Genomic DNA, 22,692 nt, shown 5'->3' on the forward strand with positions numbered 1-22,692 from the left:
ACTCCTGGAGCTGGACGTCGAACTCTCCGTTGCGCAGCTGCCCGTACGGATCGGACAGCGGCACCTCGCAGATCTCCACTCCCGGCACACCGGGCTGCGCGAGACGGCGCTCGCCTCCTTCCTCGCCAACCTGCTGGACGCCCCCGACCTGCTGGCCGCCCTGCGCACCGAACCCGCCCTGGCCGAGCGGGCCTGGACGGAGACCCTGCGCCGCGACCCGCCGGTCCAGGTCGTGCTGCGCCGCACCGTCACCGAGGTCGCCCTCAGCGGCGGCACGCTGCCCGCCGGGGCGCCCGTCGCCTGCCTGACCGGTTCGGCGGCCCGCGACCCCGAACGGTTCGCCGAACCGGACCGCTTCGACCCCTTCCGCCGCGACCAGGCCCGGTTCCCGGCCGGCCCCGCGGACTGCCCCGCGGTCCTGCTCGGCAGGCTGGAGGCCCGGCACGGCGTGCGCGCGCTGCTCGACGCCATGCCGGGGCTGCGCTGGGCGGACGGCTTCCACCCCGTCGCCACCGGCCTGCTCACCCGCGGCCCGCGGAGCCTCGTCGTCAGACCCGACTGAGCCTCGCCGCCCGGGCCGTCCGCGACCGGCGGGAGCCCCGTCGTCAGACCCGGCCGAGCAGCGCCACCGGACGGTCGGCGAAGAGGTCGGCGAGCGCGACCGACGCCCCGGCGAACTCCCGGCCGGGCGCCAGCAGATCGGCCCACGGCCCGTCGTCCGGCAGTACCAACTCCGTGTCGCGCCAGCCCCCCGACTCGGCCAGCCGCAGCGACAGCCTGGTCACCGCGGTGACCACCTGGCCGCCCCGGCAGAACGCCAGGCAGTGCGCGGCCGCGGGACCCCGCGCGCCCAGCGGGGCGTACGCGCCCGACGCGCCGAACACCTCCGGCCGCTCGCGCCGCAGCCGCAGCGCCGTCGCGGTCAGCCCGCTCTTCTCGCAGGCCGGGGCGTCGGCGGACGGGGCGTGGAAGGGGCGGCGGTTGTCCGGGTCGACCAGCGCCACGTACTCCCGTTCCGTGCCCTGGTACAGGTCCGGCACACCCGGCATCGTGAGGTGCACCAGGGCCGCCCCCAGCACATTGGCCCGCGCGTACGGGGCGAGCACGGACGTGAACCGGTCCAGCGCCTCGCGCACCGGCCCGGCGCCGGCGGCCGGACCCGCCGCCACGAAGTCCACCACCGCCCGCTCGTACGCCGGATCGGGCTCGGTCCAGCCGGTGTGCAGCCCCGCCTCGCGGACCGCCTTCAGCAGCGCGGGCTCCAGCCGGCCCGCCGCCTCGCCGGCCGGCAGCGCCGCGCAGCCCACCGCGGTCTGCCAGGCCTGCCAGGCGAACTGCGCGTCGGGAGCGGCGGCCGAAACCGTCCGCCCCAGCTCCGTGAGCAGACCGGACCACTTCTCCGGGCACTCCGTCAGCACCGCGATCCGGGCCCGGACATCGGCGCTCCGCTTGGTGTCGTGGGTGGTCAGCACCGTGCCGCCGGTCGACCGGTCGGCGGCCGACCGGGCACAGAAGGCGTGGAACTCCTCCGGCGTGACCGCGGGCCGCCCGGGGTTCCCGCCCACCTCGTTCGCCGCGATCAGCGGCAGGTACCGGTAGAACGCGGCGTCCTCGACCGACTTGGCGCGCAGCGCGGACGCGGTCTGGGCGAACCGGGCGCAGAACGCCTCCCGCTCCGGCCCCGCCCCCGCCCGCCCCAGTGCCAGCTCCCGCACCACGTCGACCGCCGAGGCCTCCTCCGGGACGGTGAACGTCGCCCGCGCGTCCCGCACGGCCGACTCCGGGAGCGTCGCCGCCGCCTCCCGCGAACAGGTCCTGCCGGCCGTCGCGTACGGGCGGTAGACGGGCACCCGTACGAGCAGTTCGCGCACGGCGGCGCGCAGGGCCCACGGGGCGTGGTCGCGCAGCGCCGGGTCGGCGGCACAGATCCGCTCGGCGAGCCGGGTCAGCGCCCCGGTCTCCGCGGCCAGCTCGTGCTCCACGACCCGGTACGCGGCCCGGCGGACGGTCGAGGTCCAGTCGCCGCCGAGACCGTCCGCGGGTCCGGCGTACTCCCGGTAGCGGCCGACCAGCTCCGCCGCGCCCATCGGGTCGACGAACAGCCCGTCGACCCGGTGCAGCGCGTCGTACCCCGTCGTCCCCGCGACGGCCCAGTCCGCGGGCAGCCGCTCGGCGGGGCCGAGGATCTTCTCCACCACCGTCCACCGCCCGCCGGTCGCCGCCGCGAGCCGGTCCAGGTAGGCCGCCGGATCGGCGAGCCCGTCGGGGTGGTCGACGCGCAGCCCGTCGACGACGCCGTCCCGGACCAGTTCGAGGATCTTGACGTGGGTGGCGGCGAAGACCTCGGGGTCCTCCACCCGCACCCCGATGAGGTCCGAGACCGTGAAGAACCGCCGGTAGTTCAGCTCGGTACGGGCCAGCCGCCACCAGGCGAGCCGGTAGTGCTGGGCGTCCAGCAGCTCGGGCATCGGCAGCCCCGCGGTGCCGGCCCGCAGCGGGAACTCCTGCTCGCCGTGGCGCAGCACGTCCCCGTCCACCCGCAGCCGGCCGATCTCCTCGCCGATCCGGTCGCCGAGCACCGGCAGCAGCACCTTGCCGCCGCCCGCCGCCCAGTCGACGTCGAACCAGCGGGCGTACGGGGACCCGGGGCCCTCGCGCAGCACCTCCCGCAGGGCGTGGTTGTACCGGGGGTGGGCGGCCATGTGGTTCGGCACGATGTCCAGGACCAGCCCGAGGCCGTGCGCCCGCGCCGTGCGGGCCAGCTCCCGCAGTCCCTCCTCGCCGCCGAGCTCGGCCCGCACCCGGCCGTGGTCGACGACGTCGTAGCCGTGCCGGGAGCCCGGCACGGCCTCCAGCACGGGGGACAGATGGAGGTGGGAGACACCGAGCCCGGCGAGGTACGGCACGGCGCGTCCCGCGGCCGAGAACGGGAATCCGGGCTGGAGCTGGAGGCGGTAGGTGGCGGTGGGCGTCATGCGGACGTTCGTACCCGGCCGGACGGCTTCCGTGTCACCGGACGCCGCAAAGGGCTCGACCGGCGGCGTCCCGGTGGCGGGCCGGCCCGCCACCGGGATCATCGCCCCGGCCCGGCGCACGGCGTCACGCGGGCCGTTGCAGCACCACCATGCTCCGCCCGATCAGCGTCACCCGATCGCCCGCCGCCACCTTCGGCCCCGAGCCGGGCAGCACCCCGGCCGGGCGGGCCGTGTCGACGACCACCAGCCACTGCCGGCCGTGGTTGACCGGGACGGAGAACTCCAGCGTCTCCGCGCTCGCGTTGAACATCAGCAGGAACGAGTCGTCGGAGATCCGCTCGCCGCGCGGCCCCGGCTCCGAGATCGCGTGCCCGTTCAGGAACACCGTCAACGCCTTGGCGTGCGCGGCCTGCCAGTCCCGTTGCGTCATCTCGTGGCCCTCCGGCGTGAACCACGCGATGTCCGAGAGCTCGTCGTGCGTGCCCTCCACCGGGCGGCCGTGGAAGAACCGGCGGCGCCGGAAGACCGGATGGTCGCGGCGCAGCCACACCATCGCCCGGGTGAACTCCAGCAGACTGCCGGCCCCCGCGTCCCCCTCGTCCCCCGCACCCCCCTCGTCCCCGTCCGCACCGGCCTTCGCCGGGTCGGGCCAGTGCACCCAGGACAGCTCGCTGTCCTGGCAGTAGGCGTTGTTGTTGCCCCGCTGAGTCCGCGCGAACTCGTCGCCGTGGCTCAGCATCGGCACGCCCTGGGACAGCATCAGCGTGGCGATGAAGTTCCGCATCTGCCGCATCCGCAGGTCCAGCACCTCGGGCCGGTCGGTCCCGCCCTCGACACCGCAGTTCCAGGACCGGTTGTGGCTCTCGCCGTCCCGGTTGCCCTCCCCGTTGGCCTCGTTGTGCTTGTCGTTGTACGAGACCAGGTCGTGCAGGGTGAACCCGTCGTGGCAGGTGGCGAAGTTGATGGAGGCGAGCGGGCGCCGCCCGTCGTCCTGGTACAGGTCCGACGACCCGGTCAGCCGGCCGGCGAACTCGGCGAGGGTCCTCGGCTCGCCCCGCCACAGGTCCCGCACCGTGTCCCGGTACTTGCCGTTCCACTCGGTCCACAGCGGCGGGAAGTTCCCCACCTGGTAGCCGCCCTCGCCCACGTCCCACGGCTCGGCGATCAGCTTCACCTGGCTGACCACCGGGTCCTGCTGCACCAGGTCGAAGAACGACGACAGCCGGTCCACCTCGTGGAACTGCCGGGCCAGGGTCGCCGCCAGATCGAAGCGGAACCCGTCCACGTGCATGTCCGTGACCCAGTACCGCAGCGAGTCCATGATCAGCTGGAGCACGTGCGGCGACCGCATCAGCAGGGAGTTCCCGGTCCCCGTGGTGTCCGTGTAGTACCGCTGGTCGTCCGCCAGCCGGTAGTACGAGGCGTTGTCCAGGCCCCGGAAGGAGAGCGTCGGGCCCAGGTGGTTGCCCTCGGCGGTGTGGTTGTAGACCACGTCGAGGATCACCTCGATGCCCGCCTGGTGCAGCGCCCGCACGGCCTGCTTGAACTCCAGCACCTGCTCGCCCCGGTCGCCCCAGGAGGCGTACGCGTTGTGCGGGGCGAAGAAGCCGATGGTGTTGTAGCCCCAGTAGTTGGCCAGCCCGGCGTCGGCCAGCCGGTGGTCCTGGACGAACTGGTGCACCGGCATCAGCTCGATGGCGGTGACCCCCAGTTCCGTCAGATGGGCGATCACCTCCGGATGGGCCAGCCCCGCGTAGGTGCCGCGCAGCTCCTTCGGCAGCCCCGGATGGAGCATCGTCAGGCCCTTCACATGGGCCTCGTAGATCACCGTGCGGTGGTAGTCCGTACGGGGCCGCCGGTCGTCCCCCCAGTCGAAGTACGGGTTGACCACCACCGAGGTCATGGTGTGCGGCGCCGAGTCGAGGTCGTTGCGCGCGTCGGGCCGGCCGAAGGGGTAGCCGTACACCTCCTCGCCCCACCGGATCTGCCCGGCGACCGCACGGGCGTACGGGTCGAGCAGCAGCTTCGCCGAATTGCACCGGACGCCGCGCTGCGGTTCGTAGGGCCCGTGGACCCGGAATCCGTACCGCTGACCGGGCATCACCCCGGGCAGGTAGGCGTGGCGGACGAAGGCGTCGGTCTCCCTGAGCTCCACCGCCGTCTCGGAACCGTCGTCGTGCAGCAGGCACAACTCGATTCGGTGGGCGGCCTCCGAGAAGACCGCGAAGTTGGTCCCGGCGCCGTCGTACGTGGCGCCGAGGGGGTACGCCTGTCCCGGCCAGACCTGCATGGAATCGACTCTTCCCCTTCTGATCCGGGTGTTCGGGCCCTTGGGGCTGTTTGTTCCGGATCTCTCCCGAAATCTTCCCCGAAAGAGGTGCGGCTTCCTAGGACGTCGCGCGGTCCGGTCAACATCGGGCCCCTCCGTGTCGCCCGGAACCACGACGGGGGCCCGGCCGGATCGCACATCGGGCGCACAGGCCGGGAAGGGGGCCCAATCGCTATGAATCCCCTCACTACGGCAGATCTCGCCGTCGGGAACCGGCCCGCATCGATGGGGAGTTGGTGAAGCAGCATGCGCATCGGGCTGCACCGGCTCCCGCTCGCGGAGTACCCTTCCTTGATCGTTGGTGGGGGAGTGGAAGGCGGTGCGCGGGTGAGCTCGGGAGGGATCGAGCTGCCCCCGGGTGACACGGGTCACGAGGGGGATTCCAGCGACGTCCCACCAGGGGCGGTATCACTTGCGCGGCCCATGGAGATCGGCGCGGAACTGGACTGGGGAGCGGACGCCTGGAGCGAGGTGCGCACGCGCGCCCAGCGGGCCGGACGCGCCTACATCTGGCTCAACCTGGTGGAACAGCGGCTGCGCGCGGTGGTCGCCGCCGTGCTCCGGCCCATCTACGAACCGGTCCACGGCGAGGACTGGGTGGTGGCCGCCGCCGGTCCCGCCGGGCAGGAGTGGGTGCAGCGCGCCGTCGCCGTGCGCGAGGTCTCCCGCCGCAAGGGCTATCTCCTGGACCCCGCCGACGACAACGTCCTCAGCTTCCTCACGCTCCCGCAGCTGCGCGAGCTGATGGTCCAGCACTGGCCCTGCTTCGAGCCGTACTTCGACGACCGGCGCGAGGTGGAGCTGGCGCTCGACGAGCTGGAGGTCGCCCGCAACGTGGTCTCCCGCAACCGCGCCCTGAACAAGGCGGTCCTCGCCCAGGCCGAGCGGGCCTCCGCCCGGCTCCTGGAGATCCTGGGCTCCGGCGCCGCCGTCCCGTCGGCCGACCGGCTCCCGGTCGACGCCGTCGAGGAACTGGTCGGCGACCGGTACGCGGACGTGGTCTCCGTCCACGCCGACCGGGTGCGGCTCCAGCGCCAGTTGCCGGCCGAGGACCTCTTCGGCGGCGCGCGCCGGCTGGACGCGATCGGTATCGGGCTCAACCTGCTGGTGCAGAACTTCTCCGGCCGCAGGCTGATCCGGCTCGCCGAGTCGGGCTGCCGGATACGGCTGCTCTTCATCAACCCGGCCAGCAGCGCGGTCAAGCGCCGGGAGCGGGAGCTGGGGCTCAAGAAGGGCGAGCTGAGCCGGTCGGTGGAGATGAACATCCTCCACATGCGCCGGGTCCGCTCCAAGCTCCGCGACCCCGGCGCCTTCGAGATCCACGTCTTCGACGAGACGCCGCGCTTCACGGCCTATCTGGTGGACGGCGACGGAACGGACGCGGTCGGGGTCGTCCAGCCCTATCTGAGGCGCGCACGCGGCATGGAGGCGCCCGTGCTGGTGCTGCGCGGCGGCGGACGCGCCGTGGTCCGGGCGGGCCAGGACAACGAGCACGGACTGTTCGAGACGTACCGCGAGGAGTTCGAGTCCGTGTGGACGGACTCCCGACCCGTCTCCTGAGGGGCCGCGGCGGCGTTGTCAGTGGTGCGTGCGAGGGTGGACGCACATGGGGGAGAGCACCACGAAGGAGGTACGGGATGAGCTGGCACCGGGAGGCGCTGGTCGGCTTCGACCTGGAGACGACGGGTACGGAACCGCTGGAGGCCCGGATCGTCACGGCGGCGGTCGTCGGCGTCGACGGCCGGGACGGGGAGCCGGTGCGGCAGCGCACCTGGCTGGCGGATCCGGGCGTCCCGATCCCCGAGCCGGCCTCCGCGATCCACGGCATCAGCAACGAGCGGGCGGCGGCGGAGGGCCGGCCGGCGCGCGAGGTGGCCGACGAGATCGCCGGGACGCTCACGGAGTACTGGCGCCGCGGAGTGCCGGTCGTGGCGTACAACGCGGCCTTCGACCTGACCCTGCTCACGGCGGAGCTGCGGCGCCACGGACTGCCCTCGCTGAGCGACCGGCTCGACGGGGCGGGGATCGGCCCGGTCATCGACCCGTACACCATCGACCGGGCCGTCGACCGCTACCGCAAGGGCAAGCGCAACCTCGAAGCGGTCTGCGTCGAGTACGGCGTGGTGCACGGCGGCGCCCATGACGCGGGCGCGGACGCGCTGGCCGCGGTCCGGGTGGCGTACGCGATAGCCGAGCGGCACGGCTCGGTGGCCGCACTGACCGCCGCCGAGCTGCACGAGCGCCAGGTGGAGTGGTACGCGCAGTGGGCGGCGGACTTCCAGCAGTTCCTGCGCCGCAAGGGCACGGCGGACGCGGTGATCGACGGCCACTGGCCCCTGCGGGAGCCGGCCGGCGTCCCGGGCTGAGCCTCCCGGGCCCGCCCGGTCCGGGCACCGGGCACGGGACGGCGCGGGCCCGCCCGGGGACACCGCAGCCCGGCCCGCGACGCGTTCCGGGCGGACGGACCGGCCCCGCGACCGGCGCTCAGAACGGGTACCAGCGCACCGCCGGGTCGCCGTCCCGCAGCGACGCCACCCGGCGGCGGAACTCCGCGAGCGCCCGCGGGTTGGACGGGGCGTGCTGGGACACCCACGCGCAGCTGGCCGTCTCCCGCGCCCCGCGCAGCACCGCGCAGCCGTCCCACTCGCGGACATCCCAGCCGTAGTCGGCGGTGAAGGCGTCGTACGCCTCGGGGGCCAGGCCGTACCGGTCCCGGGACAGCGCCAGCACGACCAGGTCGTGCTCGCGCAGATCCGCGGAGAAGGTCTCCAGGTCGACCAGCACCGGCCCGTCCGGGCCGACGTGGACGTTGCGGGGAAGGGCGTCCCCGTGGATCGGCCCCGGTGGCAGATGGGGCACCAGCGCCGCCGCGGCCGCCGCGAAGCCGTCGCGCCGCTCGCGCAGGTAGTCGGCGTCGGCCGGGTCGACGGCGTCACCGGCGAGCCGCAGCCAGCGCTCGACCCCGCCCAGCAGCTCGCGGCGCGGCAGGGAGATCCCCTCCGGGGCGGGCAGCGCGTGCACCAGGGCGAGCAGCCCGGCCAGGTCCCGCGGCTCGGCGGGGCGCACGGCGTCGGGAAGCCGGTGCCAGAGCGTCACCGGGTGGCCCTCCACCAGACGGGCCCCGGGCTCGGCGGCGCGCACGGCGGGGACCCCCGAGTCGGCCAGCCACCGGGCGACGGCCACCTCGCGTTCGGCCCGGTCCCGCAGTTCCGGGTGCTGCACGGCGTCCCGGCCGACCTTGACCACCAGGTCGCCGACGGCGAACACCGCGTTCTCGCCCAGCGCGAGCAGCTCCGCACCACCGGACAGTCCGGCAGCGGTCAGCACCTCGCGCGCACGCATCTCGTTCATGGATCCGATTTTCGCATCCGTGCAGGTTGCCTTGACGAACCGACGGGCCATCAGCACGATGACGGGGGCCACCTGAGCGGCCAGAACGGTATGAAACCGATCGAATGACGCAAGGGGGCGAATTAATGACATTAGCGGATGCAACCGTACGTTCCGGCAAGAAGAGCCCACCCGGTGGCCCGCCCGGAAGGCAGTCCCGGCCCGCCAACCGGAACGTCGGCGCCTGGTTCCTGGTCCTGCCCGCGCTGATCCCGATCCTGGTCCTCAGCGTCGGCCCCCTCCTCTACGGCATCGCGCTGGCCTTCACCGACGCCCAGTCCGGCCGCACCCGCGCCACCCAGTGGGTGGGCGGGCTCAACTTCCAGGACCTGCTCCACGACACCCTCTTCTGGGACTCGTTCCGGATCGGGCTGCTGTGGGCGGTCGGCGTCACGGTCCCGCAGTTCGTCCTGGCCCTCGGCCTCGCCCTGCTGCTCAACCAGAAGCTGCGGCTGCGCTGGCTGGCGCGGGCCCTGGCGATCATCCCGTGGGCGATGCCCGAGGTGGTCGTCGGCATCATGTGGCGCCTCGTCTACAACCCCGACGCGGGCGTCCTCAACGAGACCATCCGCGACCTCGGCCTGGGCGACGGCCGGGACTGGCTCACCGGACTGGCCACCGCCCTGCCCGCCGTGATCGTCGTGGGCGTCTGGGCCGGCATGCCCCAGACCACCGTCGCCCTGCTCGCCGGACTGCAGAACACCCCGCACGAACTCCACGAGGCGGCGGCCCTGGACGGGGCCGGTGCCTGGCGCCGCTTTTGGACCGTCACCTGGCCGGTGCTCAGACCGGTCGCGCTCGCCATCACCGCGCTCAACTTCATCTGGAACTTCAACTCCTTCGCCCTGGTCTACGTACTGACCAACGGCGGACCCGGCGGCCGCACCCGGCTGCCGATGCTCTTCGCCTACGAAGAGGCGTTCCACTACGGACAGTTCGGCTACGCCGCCGCCATGGGCTGCGTGATGGTCGCGGTGATCTCCGTGATCCTCGCGGTGTACCTGGCCGGACGACTCAGGGGAGGCGAGGACCGATGAGCCCGCGCACCGGCGGACCGGCACGCGCCGCGCAGTACCTCGCACTCCTCGGGTACCTCGTCTTCCTGGCGTTCCCGTTCCTGTGGCTGATCTCCACCGCCTTCAAACCGGCACGCGAACTGGGATCCCTGCACCCCACCTGGATCCCCGAGAACCCGACGCTCGACAACTTCCGCGCGGCCTTCGACGAACAGCCGCTGCTGCAGGCCGCCGCCAACTCCCTGCTTGCCGCGGTCTGCGCCGCGCTCCTCGCGGTCCTCGTCGCCACCCCCATGGCCTATGTGATGGCCCGTCACCGCTCCAGGCTCTCGACGGCCGCCACCGGATGGGTCGTGGTCAGCCAGGCGTTCCCGATCGTCCTGATGATCATTCCGCTCTTCCTGATCCTGAAGAACCTCCATCTGATCAACACCCTGTGGGGGCTGATCATGGTGTACGTCGTCTGGGCGCTGCCGTTCGCGCTCTGGATGCTGGTCGGATACGTACGGGCCGTGCCCGTCGAACTGGAGGAGGCCGCCTCGGTGGACGGCGCGGGACGGCTGCGCACGCTCGTCTCGGTCACCGCCCCGCTGCTGGCCCCCGGCATCGTCGCCACCGCGCTCTTCGCCTTCATCACCGCGTGGAACGAGCTCTTCTTCGCGCTCGTCCTGCTCAAGACGCCGGAGAAACAGACCCTGCCGGTCGTGCTGACCCACTTCATCGGGGCGGAAGGGGCGGCCGACCTCGGACCGCTGGCCGCCGCCGCGTTCCTCGCCACCCTGCCCTCGCTGGTCGTCTTCGCGGTCATCCAGCGGCGGATCACGGGCGGCATGACGGCCGGGGCGGTGAAGAGCTGATGCGCGCATCCCTGACGAGGACGGTCGCCGCCGCGGCCGCGGCACTGGCCCTGCTGCTCACCGGCTGCGCGGGCCCGGACGACGACGGGGGCGGCGACGGGCGGATCGAGCTCACCTTTCAGTCGCTGGCCTGGCAGAAGGAGTCCGTCGACGCCAACAGGCAGCTGGTGGAGGAGTGGAACGAGACCCACCCGGACATCCACGTCAGTTACGTCCAGGGCAGCTGGGACACCGTCCACGACCAGCTGCTCACCTCCTTCGAGGGCGACGAGGCGCCGGACGTCATCCACGACGCCTCCGACGACCTGGCCGACTTCGCGTACGGCGGCTACCTCGCCGATCTGCGCGGACTCCTCCCCGACCGGCTGACCGCCGACATCCCCCGGGAGAGCTGGCGGACCACCACCTTCGGCGACGGTGTCTACGGGGTGCCGTTCCTCCAGGAACCCCGGGTCCTGATCGCCAACACCAGGATCCTGAAGGAATCGGGGGTCCGCATCCCGACGCCCCGGAACCCCTGGAGCTGGGACGAGTTCCGGCAGATCACCGGGGAACTGACGAAGGAGGGCCGGTACGGCGTCGCCTGGCCGCTCAAGGAGCCGGTCTCCGTCACGCTGAACCTCGGCCTCTCCGGCGGGGGCAAGCTCTTCCACCGGGGTGCCGACGGCAGGGTGACCATCCGCGCGGACGAGGGCGACCGGGTCGTCCCCGGCGTCATCCACGACCAGGTCAACACCGACCGCAGCGCCTCGCGCACCGCGCTCGGCATGGGCGGTTCCGACACCCTTCCCGGCTTCTTCGGCGGCAAGTACGCGATGGTCCCGCTGGGGTTCTCGTACCGCCAGCAGGTCGTCGAGCAGGCCCCCGAGGGCTTCGAGTGGACGGTCCTGCCGGCTCCCGCGGGCAGCGGAGGACTCGCCCAGGGGGTGAGCCCGCAGACCCTCTCCGTCTCGGAGGCCAGCCCGCACAAGAAGGCGGCCGCGCAGTTCATCGACTTCCTGCTCCGGCCGCCGAACATGGTGCGCCTGGCCAAGGGCGACTGGATGCTCCCGACCGGCACCGAGGCGCTCGCGGACCCGTCCCTGCACACCGCGGAGAACGGCTGGGCGACCGGTGTCGCCGTCGCGAAGGAGTTGCGTCCGGCGCCCGCCCAGTCGGTGCGCGGCTACCCGGAATGGAAGGACAAGGTCGCCACCCCCGCCCTCCAGGAGTACTACAGCGGCGCGATCGGGGCCGAGGAGCTGAGGAAACGTCTGGTCGACGACGGGAACCGGGTCCTGGCCCGTTACCAGCGCTGAGCCACCGCCCACCGTCCGGCACACGGCGTCCCCGCCGCCGTGTGCCGGAGCTTTTCGGTTTCACCGGCCGGTCAATTTTTCTCCGAATGGATTCAGGATTGCCGACCGGTACGTTTCTTCGGGTCCGTCGTCCGACGGTTTCGGCGGTCACCCGGAAATCAGAAACCCGGTTCCGGACATCACGCATTGTCGGGGATCCGGGTATCCGGTGGGTGAGTTCGACCCCTCGGGCCCCGGTGTGCACGTGCCCGCAGAGGCATGGGGGGTGAACCCTCTCGTCCTCCCTGCTCAGCGCCGTTTGTCGGGCGGGAGGAGGCCCGGGAACCGGATGCGTGGAAGCTTTTCCGGGCCAAGCCCGCCGATCTGCCTGTCCGGCCGATCGTTCCGTCAGGTTCCCTGTATCGGTGGCAAGGCGGACGCGACGCAGAAGAAGTCATCGGAAAGCATTTTCTCTCCGGGCTTCACTCTTTTCGGCGGTGAGCGGCGAGAGAATTCTCCGTCCGAGGCCATGCGCCTGCTGCCGCCGCCCTGGAACCTCCTGCGGAGGATCACCCCGGCCACCTCCCCTTCGTGCCCCTCGCCGGACCGACGAGGGTCTTCGAGGTGCGGGTCGTGAGGGCCTGAATCCGTTTCCTCACGTCGTGAGGGCTCTGTGAACATGGGGGGCGGATTCAAGCCGCCCCCGCCTTCACGGACGTGCTCCGGCGGACCCCGCCTCCCTGCTCGCGAAGCGGGTCGATAGTGCCTGACGTGGGCGGCAAGTCCCGTGCGGGCGGCGGATGTTGCGGTGGCGGTGCCCGACTTGAGGGTGACTGGCCGGTTTCTTATTACGAAACTTTGTTGAGTAAGTCACAGCCGCATGAAGCCCTTGATCTGGGCGCGTCAATCGGTCAGGGTTTCGAGCCAGCCCCCCGGAGATCTTCCGGCCGGGGGTCAATCCCCCCACAAAGAATGACGAGGAGACCCCTCTTCATGGCAACTCACAAGCGCGCACGCCGGATCAAGCTGACCGCGGCGATAACCGCGGTCGCCGCAGCAGCCGGTGTCACCCTGCTCAACACCTCGATCGCCGGTGCCGCCCCGGCCCCCAGGACGGGCGTCGTCTACGGCGCGGACGCGGCGGGCGCCGTGGCCGGCAGCTACATCGTCATGCTGGACAAGAAGGCGGACAAGGCCGAGCTCGCCAAGGAGTACGGCGGCAAGCTGAAGCGCAACTACAGCTCCGCCATCAACGGCTTCTCCGCCAGCGGCCTCTCGCTCGACGAGGCCAAGCGCCTGGCGGCCGACCCGGCCGTCTCCAAGGTCGTCCAGAACAAGAAGTTCCACATCAGCGAGACCCAGGAGAACCCGCCGTCCTGGGGCCTGGACCGGATCGACCAGACCGAGACGGCCGGCGACAACGCCTACACCTACCCGGACAGCGCGGGCGAGGGCGTCACCGCGTACGTCATCGACACCGGTGTCCGCGTCACCCACGAGGAGTTCGAGGGTCGGGCCACCTCGGGCTACGACGCCGTGGACAACGACGACAGCGCCGACGACGGCAACGGCCACGGCACCCACGTGGCGGGCACCATCGCCGGTGCCACCTACGGTGTCGCCAAGAAGGCCGACATCGTCGCCGTCCGCGTGCTGGACGACTCCGGCTCGGGCACCACCGAGCAGGTCGTCGCCGGCATCGACTGGGTCACCGAGAACCACGAGGGCCCCTCCGTCGCCAACATGAGCCTCGGCGGCGGCGCGGACGAGGCGCTCGACGCCGCGGTCCAGCGGGCCATCGCCTCCGGCGTCACCTTCGCGGTGGCCGCGGGCAACGAGTCCACCGACGCGAGCGGCAGCTCCCCGGCCCGCGTCCCGGAGGCCATCACGGTCGCCTCGTCCACGGTGGACGACGAGCAGTCGGACTTCTCCAACTACGGCTCGATCGTGGACATCTACGCTCCGGGCTCGGACATCACCTCGTCCTGGAACGACAGCGACGACGCGTCCAACACCATCTCCGGCACGTCCATGGCGACCCCGCACGTCGTCGGTGCCGCCGCCGTCTACCTGGCCGGTCACCCGGACGCCACCCCGGAGGAGGTCGCCACGGCGCTGACCGAGGGCGCCACCCCCGACGCGATCTCCAACGCGACCGAGGGCACGCCGAACAAGCTGCTGAAGGTTGTCGAGTAACCGACACCCCACCGCAGCCGTGACCGGGTGAACGCCGCCCGGCACGACGGGACCGGAGGCCGCCGCGCCCTCCCCCACGGGGCGCGGCGGCCGCACGGTGCGAAGAGCTCGTCCTATGGTGTGGCCATGACGATGTACGCGGCGCTGTTGCGCGGAATCAACGTGGGCGGTCACAAGCGGGTTCCGATGGCCGAACTGCGCACACTGCTCACCGAACTGGGACACGGAGACGTCCGTACCCATCTGCAGAGCGGCAACGCCGTCTTCAGCAGCGCGTCCGGCGACGAGGGCGCCCTCGCCGCCGAGCTGGAGCGGGCCATCGAGAAACGGTTCGGCTTCCCGGTCCCCTGCCTGGTCAGGGACGGCGCCTACCTGGCGGGGACCGCGGCGGCCTGCCCGTTCCCGGCCGCCGGCCTCGAAGGCAGACAACTGCACATCACGTACTACGACCGGCCGGTCGACGCCGACCGCTTCGCCCGGATCGACCCGGCGGCCTTCCTCCCCGAGGAGTTCCGCCTCGGGGACCGCGCGCTCTACCTCTACGCCCCCGGCGGACTGGGCACCTCGAAGCTCGGCGACGCGCTGTCCCGCACCTCCGTCACCAAGGGCCTCGTCGCCACCTCGCGCAACTGGAACACCGTGGTCAAGCTGGTGGAGATGACGTCGGCGACCGGGGCCGCGCAGGACGGGGTCCGCGCATGAGCGAACCGTCCCCCGGTGTGGCCGCGGCGGTCGAGGGCGAGCTGCGCCTCCTGGACCCGGCCGTACGCGCCTCCGCCGAACTCCTCTGCCGGGTCCTGCACCCCGAGTACCGCGAGATCGACCACGAGGGCCGGATCTGGGACCGCGACACGATCATCGCCGAGCTCACCGCTGCGGACGCCCCGCGCCCCGGCCCGCTCACCGCGTCCCGGATGAGCGGGGTCCAGTTCGGCGACGAACTAGTCCACCTCACCTACGACACCGAGACGAAGGGCCGCCTGTCCCACCGCAGTTCGCTCTGGCGGCCGGCCGGTGACGGCTGGGTGCTGTACTTCCACCAGGCCACGCCCTTCACCGCCGCGGACCCCGGCCCCGGCACCGGTCGCTGAGCCGGTTCAGCGACGCCCCGGACGCCGCGTCCGGGCCGCCCACCGGCCGTCCGTACGGGAGATCAGCACCGGGTGCCCGAAGCATTCGCCGACCCGCTCGGTGGTCAGGACCTCGTCCGCCGGACCCGAGGCCACGCACCGGCCGCCCCGCAGCAGCAGGGCGTGCGTGGTGGAGGCGGGCAGCTCCTCCAGATGATGGGTGACCAGCACCGTCGCCAGGTCCGGGTGCTCCTCGCGCAGCGCGTCCAGACTGTCGAGCAGCTGCTCGCGCGCGGCGAGGTCGAGCCCGGTGGCCGGCTCGTCGAGCAGCAGCAGCCGCGGCTGCGGCATCAGTGCACGGGCGATGAGCGTACGGCCCCGCTCGCCCTGCGACAGCGTGGGCCAGCGCGACCCGCCCCGGCCGCCCATGCCGAGCATCTCCAGCAGGCGCTCCGCGCGCTCCCGCTGCTCCGGGCCCGCCGACCAGCGGGGCACCGGCTCGACCGAGTTGGTCAGACCGGTCAGCACCACCTCGCGCACGGACAGGGCGGAGCGCAGCGGATGGCGCGGGTTCACATGCCCGAGCAGCGACCGCAGCTCCCGCAGGTCGACCCGGCCGAGCCGCCGCCCGAGCACCTCCACCGAGCCCAGGGTGGGATGGACGACCGCGCCGAGCAGTCCCAGCAGCGTGCTCTTCCCGGCCCCGTTGGCACCGAGCAGCGCCCAGTGCTCACCGCGGCGCACGGTCAGCGAGACCGAGTCGAGCAGGACGTTGCCGTCCCGCACGATCGAGACGCCGTCGGCCACGACCACCGGGGCGGCTGCGGGGGCCGGGGGGCCGGGAACGGGGACGGCGGTGACGGGTGAGGCGGTCATGCGCGGATGCTCCTTCGGGCGGGGCGAGCGGCCGGGCGGGGGCGATCTGCCCGCGGGCGTCGCGTCCGCCCCGCCGGGACACCGTCGGCCGACGGGAAGCCGGGGGAAGGGCGGGGCCGGGGCCCCGCGCGCCTTCGGCGCCGCGTCCGACGGACGATCGGGGGACCGAAGCGGTTCTGCGCCGAGGCGGTCCCGGTCGGGGAGAGCGCCTGCTCCGGCCGGTCGGCGGTGAGGATGTCCGGACCGATGCGCCGATCCTATCCCTCCGCCGCGACCCGTACGGGCCGTGGCCCCGGCCCGTACGGACCCTGTCGCTTTTCTTCAATCCCCGCTCCACGGGCCGGTCATAGGCTGCGGACATGAAGAACGAGCACGCCCACATGACCGAAGTCGCCGCCGAGGCGGCCCGTATCGCCCGCTCCATCGACGCCGGCCGGCTCGACGCGCCGAAGACCCCCTGCGGCGACTGGGACCTGCGGGGACTCATCAACCACTGGGTGCTCTACACCTCCCACGGCCTGGAGCACCGGGCCCTGCGCAAGGACCTCCCCGACGAGCTCACCGCGCGGGACTTCACCGCCGACGCCGACTGGGCGCAGCAGTACGCCGAGCAGCTGGACCGGGCCGTCGCGGCCTGGGCGGACCCGGCCGTCTGGGAGGGGGAGGTGGACCTCGGCGGTTCGACCTCGCCGGCCGCCGACATCGCCGCGATGCTCATCGAGGAGACGGCCCTGCACGGCTGGGACGTGGCCCGGGTCGTGGGGGAGGAGTTCCGGCTCTCCGACGGGGCGGCCGCGTACGTCCTCGGCGTCGTCGACAGCACCGCCGCGCTCTACCGGCAGTACGACGGCTTCGCCGACGAGGTCGCCGTGCCCGGATCGGCGTCGGTCTTCGAGCGCGCGCTGGCCCACAGCGGCCGGGACCCGCACTGGACCGCGGCCTGAGCCACGGTCCGCCGGAACCCCGCCCGGTGCGGTCCGGACCGGGCGGGGGCGTCAGTCCTGCCAGTAGAAGAGCAGGGTGGCGACGTTCAGGGGCTCGCGGTCGCCGAAGTAGTAGACGCACAGGCCGGTGACCCGGATCGCGCCGATTTCCTGCGGGATCCAGCGGAAGCCCGCCGCCTCCAACGCGGCGCGGGCGGTGGGCTCCGGTTCGTAAGAGGTGACGAATCGGCCCAGGGTGCTGACGAGGACCCCGGCCCCGTCCTCGTCCTCGTCGGCCTCCGCCCCGCTCCCACCGAGGCCGATGACGTGATAGGTGCCGCCGCCCTGCTGGTTGTGCTCCCCGCAGGAGACCGGGGGCCGCGGGGCCAGGCCCGCCGCGGTGAGCGCGGTCATGGCGCGGCGGAGCTGCTCGTCCTCGTCCGGAGGTGCGGGCGGCTCGGCGCAGATGGCCTCGATCCGCCAGCGCGGGTCGCTCGACTTCTCGCAGGACTGCCCGTACTCCCGGACGATCGCCGCGCGCAGTTCCTCGTCCAGTCCGGCGACCTCGACCCGGGGCCGGCCCAGCGAGGCGTGGATCGCGCGGGTCTCGGCGGCGTCGCCGGTGAGGCGGTGCAGCGCGTACGCCGTCCACAGCTTCGCCTCGGTCGTCGGCGCCTCGCGGAGATGGCCGCGCAGCCGGTCCGGATCGGTGAGGAGGGACTGGGCGAGGTACGCGACCGCGCGGTCGGGGTCCGCGAGGGCGTCGGTGACGTCCGCACCGGCCCGGTGCCGCATCCGGACCCGGAAGGCTCGGTCCTCGGGGCGGGCGTCGCCGACGTCGGACAGGACCGCCCCGGCCCCGTACCGGGTGACCAGCGCGTCCAGTCCGGCCTCGCCGGCCGCCCGCAGGCGCGACCAGGGGCTGGCCGCGAGCGTCGTCAGTCCGCCGGTCGCCGAGCGGTCGCCGAGCAGACCGCGTGCCTTGAGGATCGCCTCGGGCATGCCGTACGAGTCCTCCCGCCGCCGGTCCGGGTGTCCGAGCCAGGGCAGGAGTTCGGTCCGGTCGGCGAGCAGGTCCAGGAGCGCGATGCGGACCTCCGCCACGTCCCGCGGGTCGTGGACGCGGGCGATCAGCCCGGCGACGCGGTGCTCCGGCACCCGTCCGGCCAGCGCGAGCACACAGGGCCTGCGGCGCCACCACGGATGCGCCGGATCGGTCACGTACTCCGCCAGCCCGTCCGCGTCGAACGCGCGCAGGCCCTCGGCATCGGCCTGTCCGGCCTGCGGGATCAGGGTTTCCACGGTGGGCATCAGCGGATGCTACCGCCTGCGGCGGGCTTTCCGCCGGTGGATTGATTGGCCCAGGGGAATCGACGGCAAATGGCCCGGGATCACATGCCACTCGATGTCTACGCTCGGTCCATGGACAGCACACCGCACACATCCGGACCGGGCCGGACAACCGTCGACTTCTACTTCGACCCGGCCTGCCCGTTCGCCTGGATCACCTCCCGCTGGATGCTGGAGGTGGAGCGGCACCGGGACATCGAGCTCCGCTTCCGCGTCATGAGCCTGTATCTGCACAACATCGGCAACGAACTCCCCGACTGGTACCGGGACCTGGTCGACCGGTCGATCGGACCGGTGCGGGTCGCGGTCGCCGCGGCGGCCGGGCACGGCGACGGGGTCCTGCGCGACCTCTACACCGCGATGGGCACCCGCATACACCGGGAGAAGGACGAGGACTTCGACCGGGTGATCGCCGAGTCCCTCGCGGAGCTGGGCCTGCCCGCCGCGCTGGCGGACGCCGCGCACTCGGAGGCGTACGACGAGGCTCTGCGGCGCAGCCACGAAGCAGGCAAGGACCCGGAGGAGGACGCCTACGTCGGCACGCCCACCATCCACGTCGACGGCGCGGTCTGGTTCGGGCCCGTCCTGCGGGCCGCCCCGCGCGGCGAGGAGGCGGGCCGGTTCTTCGACAGCTTCCGCACGCTCGCCGGGAATCCGGACTTCTTCGAGCTCAAGCGGACCCGGACGGGCAGCCTGGACGTGGGGTGACCGGGCGCCTCGTCACGCGCTGAGCGCGGCGGTCCGGGCCGCCGGGACACTGCCCCCGTCGTACCGGGCCAGCAGCAGCCGCGCCAGCTCCGGTGCCGGGCCCAGGACACCGGCCAGCACGTCCGCGCCGGCCGCACCCGCGGCGATCCGGTCGGGGAGCCGGCCGGGCGCGATGACATAAGGAGCCACCGCCACCCGCCGCACCCCCTCGTCCCGCAGGGCCCGCACCGCGTCCTCGGTGCGGGGGAACCCCGTGGGAGATGTGGCGGAGGCGAACGCAGGCCGCACGGAACACCAACCGGTGTGCCGCAGCTCCCGCGCGATTTCAGCGATCACTGCGATCGCCTCCGGGTCGGTGGAGCCCGCCGAGGCCAGGACGAGCCCGGTCGAGCCACGGTCGCCGGGCCGGACCCCGGCCTCGTGCAGCCGTCGTTCCAGGGCCGCGTTCAGCAGCGGCGACGGGCCGAGCACCTCGGCCTGCCGGACGCGCAGCCGGGGCAGCCTCGTCCGGGCCTCGCGCAGCACCGTGGGGATGTCGGACTTGGCGTGGAAGGCCCGGGTCAGGAGCAGGGGGAGCGCGACGACCTCCCGCACGCCCTGCGCCGCCAGCCGTTCCAGGACCCGCGGCACCGACGGCGCGTTGAAGTCCAGGAAACCGGTCTCCACCCGCAGCCCCGGCCGCAGCGACCGCACCCGCGCGGTGAGCGCGTGCACGGTCGCCGCGTGCCGCGGATCGCGGCTGCCGTGGGCGATGACGAGAAGTACCGGGGCGTTCATGACCGGGCTCAGTTCTTGACGAGGAGGCCGCGGCTGCGCAGCACCCATCGCTCCAGCGGACTGAAGACGAGCAGGTCGACCGCGATGCCGACGAACAGGATCAGGATGATGGCGAGGAAGATGCCGGGCATGTCCGCGTTGTTGCGGCCGTTCTCCAGCAACTGGCCGAGCCCCAGGCCGAGATCGGGGGAGGACGCGATGATCTCGGCGGCCATCAGCGAACGCCAGGAGAACGCCCAGCCCTGCTTGAGCCCCGCCAGGTAGCCGGGCAGCGCGGCCGGCAGCACGATGTGCCGGGTCCCGCGCAGCCCGGTCGCGCCGAGCGTGCGGCCCGCCCGCAGGAACAGCGGCGGCACCTGGTCGACGCCGGAGACCAGCCCGTTGGCGACCGAGGGGACGGCGCCCAGCAGGATCACCGCGTACATCATCCGGTCGTTCAGCCCGAGCCAGATCACGGCCGGCGCGACCCAGGCCACCGACGGCAGGGACTGGAGCCCGGACAGGATCGGACCGATCGCGGCCCGTACGAACCGCACCCGGGCGACCAGCAGACCCAGCGGCGTACCGATGGCCACGGCCAGCAGGAAGCCGAGCAGACCGCGCGAGACGCTGGTCCAGATGACGTCCAGGAGCGTCCCCTGCAACCACATCTGCGACGCGCTGTCCCAGACCGCGGCCGGTGACGGCAGCTTGTAGTCGTCGGTGACCTGCGCCCGGACGAGCAATTGCCAGACGACGATCACCAGGGCCACCGCGAGCACCGGCGGCAGCACCTTGCGCACCAGCACCTCGCGCACCGGGGTCCGGCGCACCTGCACGGTGTCCAGCGCGTCGAGCCCCGCCTCCAGACCGGCCAGGTCGTCGGGCTTCGTGTCAGTGCTGGCCATGACGGCGGATCTCCCCACGCAGTTGTTCGGTGATCTCGACGGACAGCTCCGCGACCGCGTTGTCCTCGATGCGGCGCGGCTGCTCGATGCCGACCGTCCACTCGCGGGCGATCCGGCCGGGGCGGGACGACAGCAGGACGACCCGCTCGGCGAGCCGCACGGCCTCGCGCACGTTGTGGGTGACGAAGAGGACCGAGAGGTTCGTCTCGCGCCAGATCCGGGTCAGCTCGTCGTGCAGCACGTCCCGGGTGATGGCGTCGAGCGCGGCGAACGGCTCGTCCATCAGCAGCAGTTGACTGTCCTGGGCGAGGGCGCGGGCCATCGCCACCCGCTGCCGCATGCCGCCCGAGAGCTCGTGCACACGCTTCCTGTACGCCCCGCCGAGCCGTACGAGTTCGAGCAGCCGCTCCGCCTCCGCACGGCGCTCCGACCTGTCCACGCCGCGCAGCCGCAGCGCGAGCTCGATGTTCTTGCCCGCGGTCAGCCACGGGAAAAGGGCGTGCTCCTGGAACATCAGGGCCGGCCGCCCGCCGGGGGTCTCGATGGACCCCGAGGTCGGGCGGTCGAGTCCGGCCACCAGGTTGAGCAGGGTCGACTTCCCGCACCCGGAGGCCCCCAGGAGGGTGACGAACTCGCCCGGTGCGACATCGAGCGTGATGTCGTCGAGCACGAGCTGCTGCCCCTGCGGTCCGCCGAAGGACTTGGACACGTGCGTGATGCGGGCCGCGTGCCCGACCGCCGTGCGCTCCTCGGCCTTGGTGAGAGTGGTCGCCATGGTCGTCACCTCCTGGGAATCCTGGATTCGGGTCCGGACGGCTTACTTGACGCCGAGACCGGCGTCGGCGACCTCGGGCCTGCCCTCGGCCTTGAGCACCTTGTTCAGCGGCCGCAGGTCGTAGATCCCGTCGAGGTCCGGCTTCTCCAGCAGCCCGGCCTTCACCGCGTGCTGCGCCTGCGCGTCGAGCGTGGCGGCCAGCGGGTCGTCGGTGAGCTGGATCGACTTCCACGCGGGGTCGACGATCTCGGCGGGCAGCGCCTTGCCGGTCAGCTTCTCCAGCGCGGAGTTGGCGGATTCCTTCGCCTTCTCGGGGTTGGCGTTGATCCACGCGTTGGTCTTCACCGAACCGCGCAGCACCGCCTCGACGACGTCCGGGTGCTCGTCCAGGAACTTCTGCGACACGATGATGTTCGTGATCACGAACTTGTCGTCCGGCCACAGGCTCGACTCGTCGAGCAGCTCCTTCGCGCCCTCGGCGACCAGCTTGGACGCGGTGGGCTCGGGGACCCAGGCACCGTCGATGGAACCGGACGTGTAGGCGCCCGGGGTCACCTTGTTGTCGGTGCGGACCACGGAGACGTCGCCCTTGCCGCTCTGGGCGTCGACCTTCCAGCCCTTCTCGGAGATCCAGTTGAGGAAGGCCACGTCCTGGGTGTTGCCGAGCTGCGGGGTGGCGATCCGCTTGCCCTTGAGGTCGTCCAGGGTCTTGATCTTCTTCGGGTTCACGACCAGCTTCACCCCGCCGGACGCCGAACCGCCGATGATCCGCAGGCTCTTGCCGCCGGACTTGGTGAAGCCGTTGATGGAGGGCGACGGGCCGATGAAGCCGATGTCGATGGAGTCGGCGTTGAGCGCCTCGATCTCGGAGGGCCCCGCGTTGAACTGGGCGGTCTTCAGCCGGGTGCCGCCCAGCTCCTTCTGGAAGATCCCCTCCTGGTCGCCGACCAGGGCGGTGGCGTGGGTGAGGTTGGGGAAGTAGCCGATCCGCACGGTGTCCACGGAGAGCTTCTTGCCGTCGGCCGCCACCCCCGCCGTGTCGTCCTTCTTCGCCTCGGAGCCGTAGCCGCAGGCGGTGAGCGCGACGGCGAGCAGCGGCAGTGCGGCGACGGCGGCGAGGCTTCGGCGCAGCGTGGTACGGGGGGCAGGCACGGGAGGTCTTCCTCTCGTCGGCCCGGTGCTCGGGTCCCCGGGAACTACGGGGACGCGGCCGGGCGGTCGGCAGGTCTTCGTCTGAACTGGCGGTGCGGGTGGTACGACCGGGCGCGCAGGCGGTGCGCGTACGT

20 protein-coding genes are annotated in these 22,692 nt (G+C 72.5%); 11 read left to right on the forward strand and 9 right to left on the reverse strand.

Translation table 11 applies throughout. The annotated features are described in order from the left end of the window. Positions 1-562 (forward strand): cytochrome P450 (locus ABZZ04_RS28965; protein WP_356935172.1); only part of this gene is annotated, 562 nt, incomplete at its 5' end. 43 nt (positions 563-605) lie between these two features. Here ABZZ04_RS28965 and treY read toward each other — a convergent pair. Together treY and glgX are read right to left on the reverse strand one after the other, a co-directional pair. Continuing rightward, positions 606-2,975: a malto-oligosyltrehalose synthase gene (gene treY, locus ABZZ04_RS28970; RefSeq protein WP_356935173.1), complete on the reverse strand. Its 2,370-nt coding sequence runs from the start codon at positions 2,973-2,975 to the stop codon at positions 606-608. Between the two features lie 124 nt (positions 2,976-3,099). Further along, a complete protein-coding gene (glgX, locus tag ABZZ04_RS28975; RefSeq protein ID WP_356935174.1) occupies positions 3,100-5,265 on the reverse strand; it encodes a glycogen debranching protein GlgX in 2,166 nt (721 codons plus the stop codon). A 366-nt stretch (positions 5,266-5,631) separates the two neighbouring features. Here glgX and ABZZ04_RS28980 point away from each other — a divergent pair, with 366 nt between their 5' ends. Both ABZZ04_RS28980 and ABZZ04_RS28985 read left to right on the forward strand, forming a co-directional pair. Then, the gene (locus ABZZ04_RS28980; protein ID WP_148840050.1) at positions 5,632-6,864 is read left to right on the forward strand and encodes an SAV2148 family HEPN domain-containing protein; all 1,233 of its coding nucleotides are present in this window, start codon (positions 5,632-5,634) and stop codon (positions 6,862-6,864) included. A gap of 77 nt (positions 6,865-6,941) precedes the next feature. Beyond that, positions 6,942-7,670 (forward strand): 3'-5' exonuclease, encoded by a 729-nt coding sequence (locus tag ABZZ04_RS28985; RefSeq protein WP_356935175.1) that lies wholly within the window; start codon positions 6,942-6,944, stop codon positions 7,668-7,670. 118 nt (positions 7,671-7,788) lie between these two features. Here the strand turns inward: ABZZ04_RS28985 and ABZZ04_RS28990 are convergent, their stop codons facing one another. Then, entirely contained in the window at positions 7,789-8,655 is an 867-nt protein-coding gene (locus ABZZ04_RS28990) for an aminoglycoside phosphotransferase family protein (protein WP_356935176.1), read from the reverse strand. A 125-nt stretch (positions 8,656-8,780) separates the two neighbouring features. Here ABZZ04_RS28990 and ABZZ04_RS28995 point away from each other — a divergent pair, with 125 nt between their 5' ends. From ABZZ04_RS28995 to ABZZ04_RS29020, 6 genes are all read left to right on the forward strand, one after another. After that, positions 8,781-9,731, forward strand: a complete 951-nt coding sequence (locus tag ABZZ04_RS28995) for a sugar ABC transporter permease (protein WP_356935177.1) — start codon at positions 8,781-8,783, stop codon at positions 9,729-9,731. Further along, a complete protein-coding gene (locus ABZZ04_RS29000) occupies positions 9,728-10,567 on the forward strand; it encodes a carbohydrate ABC transporter permease (protein ID WP_356935178.1) in 840 nt (279 codons plus the stop codon). Before ABZZ04_RS28995 ends, ABZZ04_RS29000 begins: the two co-directional genes overlap by 4 nt. Then, positions 10,567-11,865, forward strand: a complete 1,299-nt coding sequence (locus ABZZ04_RS29005) for an extracellular solute-binding protein (RefSeq protein ID WP_356935179.1) — start codon at positions 10,567-10,569, stop codon at positions 11,863-11,865. Before ABZZ04_RS29000 ends, ABZZ04_RS29005 begins: the two co-directional genes overlap by 1 nt. Positions 11,866-12,837: 972 nt before the next feature. Further along, positions 12,838-14,040 (forward strand): S8 family serine peptidase, encoded by a 1,203-nt coding sequence (locus ABZZ04_RS29010; RefSeq protein ID WP_356935180.1) that lies wholly within the window; start codon positions 12,838-12,840, stop codon positions 14,038-14,040. A 126-nt stretch (positions 14,041-14,166) separates the two neighbouring features. Beyond that, positions 14,167-14,742 carry a DUF1697 domain-containing protein gene (locus ABZZ04_RS29015; RefSeq protein WP_356935181.1) on the forward strand — a complete coding sequence of 192 codons (576 nt, stop codon included), beginning with the start codon at positions 14,167-14,169 and terminating at the stop codon, positions 14,740-14,742. After that, entirely contained in the window at positions 14,739-15,131 is a 393-nt protein-coding gene (locus tag ABZZ04_RS29020) for a nuclear transport factor 2 family protein (protein ID WP_356935182.1), read from the forward strand. The genes ABZZ04_RS29015 and ABZZ04_RS29020 overlap by 4 nt, the downstream gene beginning before the upstream one ends. A gap of 6 nt (positions 15,132-15,137) precedes the next feature. On the opposite strand, the gene ABZZ04_RS29025 is transcribed toward ABZZ04_RS29020, so the two are convergent. Then, entirely contained in the window at positions 15,138-15,986 is an 849-nt protein-coding gene (locus ABZZ04_RS29025) for an ATP-binding cassette domain-containing protein (RefSeq protein ID WP_356935183.1), read from the reverse strand. A 359-nt stretch (positions 15,987-16,345) separates the two neighbouring features. Between ABZZ04_RS29025 and ABZZ04_RS29030 the strand changes: the two genes are divergently transcribed. Next, positions 16,346-16,930 carry a TIGR03086 family metal-binding protein gene (locus ABZZ04_RS29030; protein WP_356935184.1) on the forward strand — a complete coding sequence of 195 codons (585 nt, stop codon included), beginning with the start codon at positions 16,346-16,348 and terminating at the stop codon, positions 16,928-16,930. Positions 16,931-16,981: 51 nt separating this feature from the next. Here the strand turns inward: ABZZ04_RS29030 and ABZZ04_RS29035 are convergent, their stop codons facing one another. Beyond that, positions 16,982-18,220 (reverse strand): hypothetical protein, encoded by a 1,239-nt coding sequence (locus tag ABZZ04_RS29035; protein WP_356935185.1) that lies wholly within the window; start codon positions 18,218-18,220, stop codon positions 16,982-16,984. Between the two features lie 111 nt (positions 18,221-18,331). Between ABZZ04_RS29035 and ABZZ04_RS29040 the strand changes: the two genes are divergently transcribed. Continuing rightward, positions 18,332-18,967, forward strand: a complete 636-nt coding sequence (locus tag ABZZ04_RS29040; RefSeq protein ID WP_356935186.1) for a DsbA family protein — start codon at positions 18,332-18,334, stop codon at positions 18,965-18,967. 12 nt (positions 18,968-18,979) lie between these two features. Here ABZZ04_RS29040 and ABZZ04_RS29045 read toward each other — a convergent pair whose 3' ends face one another. From ABZZ04_RS29045 to ABZZ04_RS29060, 4 genes are read right to left on the reverse strand one after another with little or no spacing between them, the layout of a single operon-like run. Next, a complete protein-coding gene (locus tag ABZZ04_RS29045; RefSeq protein ID WP_356935187.1) occupies positions 18,980-19,744 on the reverse strand; it encodes a sirohydrochlorin chelatase in 765 nt (254 codons plus the stop codon). Between the two features lie 8 nt (positions 19,745-19,752). Beyond that, entirely contained in the window at positions 19,753-20,631 is an 879-nt protein-coding gene (locus ABZZ04_RS29050) for an ABC transporter permease (protein ID WP_356935188.1), read from the reverse strand. After that, positions 20,618-21,406: an ABC transporter ATP-binding protein gene (locus tag ABZZ04_RS29055; RefSeq protein ID WP_356935189.1), complete on the reverse strand. Its 789-nt coding sequence runs from the start codon at positions 21,404-21,406 to the stop codon at positions 20,618-20,620. Before ABZZ04_RS29055 ends, ABZZ04_RS29050 begins: the two co-directional genes overlap by 14 nt. Before the next feature lie 42 nt (positions 21,407-21,448). After that, positions 21,449-22,558: an aliphatic sulfonate ABC transporter substrate-binding protein gene (locus ABZZ04_RS29060; protein ID WP_356935190.1), complete on the reverse strand. Its 1,110-nt coding sequence runs from the start codon at positions 22,556-22,558 to the stop codon at positions 21,449-21,451. Positions 22,559-22,692: the final 134 nt, after the last annotated feature.

Origin of the sequence: Streptomyces sp. NPDC006435 (genome assembly GCF_040612315.1) — a bacterium.
Lineage (GTDB): Bacteria > Actinomycetota > Actinomycetes > Streptomycetales > Streptomycetaceae > Streptomyces.

What these genes read in the sequence shown, in the direction of transcription:
- ABZZ04_RS29045 (WP_356935187.1), bottom strand. Translation starts at nt 19,744, where the DNA reads ATGAACGCCCCGGTACTTCTCGTCATCGCCCACGGCAGCCGCGATCCG.
- glgX (WP_356935174.1), bottom strand. Translation starts at nt 5,265, where the DNA reads ATGCAGGTCTGGCCGGGACAGGCGTACCCCCTCGGCGCCACGTACGAC.
- ABZZ04_RS29035 (WP_356935185.1), bottom strand. Translation starts at nt 18,220, where the DNA reads ATGCCCACCGTGGAAACCCTGATCCCGCAGGCCGGACAGGCCGATGCC.
- ABZZ04_RS29050 (WP_356935188.1), bottom strand. Translation starts at nt 20,631, where the DNA reads ATGGCCAGCACTGACACGAAGCCCGACGACCTGGCCGGTCTGGAGGCG.
- ABZZ04_RS29010 (WP_356935180.1), top strand. Translation starts at nt 12,838, where the DNA reads ATGGCAACTCACAAGCGCGCACGCCGGATCAAGCTGACCGCGGCGATA.
- ABZZ04_RS29030 (WP_356935184.1), top strand. Translation starts at nt 16,346, where the DNA reads ATGAAGAACGAGCACGCCCACATGACCGAAGTCGCCGCCGAGGCGGCC.
- ABZZ04_RS29025 (WP_356935183.1), bottom strand. Translation starts at nt 15,986, where the DNA reads ATGACCGCCTCACCCGTCACCGCCGTCCCCGTTCCCGGCCCCCCGGCC.
- treY (WP_356935173.1), bottom strand. Translation starts at nt 2,975, where the DNA reads ATGACGCCCACCGCCACCTACCGCCTCCAGCTCCAGCCCGGATTCCCG.
- ABZZ04_RS29055 (WP_356935189.1), bottom strand. Translation starts at nt 21,406, where the DNA reads ATGGCGACCACTCTCACCAAGGCCGAGGAGCGCACGGCGGTCGGGCAC.
- ABZZ04_RS28985 (WP_356935175.1), top strand. Translation starts at nt 6,942, where the DNA reads ATGAGCTGGCACCGGGAGGCGCTGGTCGGCTTCGACCTGGAGACGACG.
- ABZZ04_RS29000 (WP_356935178.1), top strand. Translation starts at nt 9,728, where the DNA reads ATGAGCCCGCGCACCGGCGGACCGGCACGCGCCGCGCAGTACCTCGCA.
- ABZZ04_RS28990 (WP_356935176.1), bottom strand. Translation starts at nt 8,655, where the DNA reads ATGAACGAGATGCGTGCGCGCGAGGTGCTGACCGCTGCCGGACTGTCC.
- ABZZ04_RS29005 (WP_356935179.1), top strand. Translation starts at nt 10,567, where the DNA reads ATGCGCGCATCCCTGACGAGGACGGTCGCCGCCGCGGCCGCGGCACTG.
- ABZZ04_RS29040 (WP_356935186.1), top strand. Translation starts at nt 18,332, where the DNA reads ATGGACAGCACACCGCACACATCCGGACCGGGCCGGACAACCGTCGAC.
- ABZZ04_RS28995 (WP_356935177.1), top strand. Translation starts at nt 8,781, where the DNA reads ATGACATTAGCGGATGCAACCGTACGTTCCGGCAAGAAGAGCCCACCC.
- ABZZ04_RS29020 (WP_356935182.1), top strand. Translation starts at nt 14,739, where the DNA reads ATGAGCGAACCGTCCCCCGGTGTGGCCGCGGCGGTCGAGGGCGAGCTG.
- ABZZ04_RS29015 (WP_356935181.1), top strand. Translation starts at nt 14,167, where the DNA reads ATGACGATGTACGCGGCGCTGTTGCGCGGAATCAACGTGGGCGGTCAC.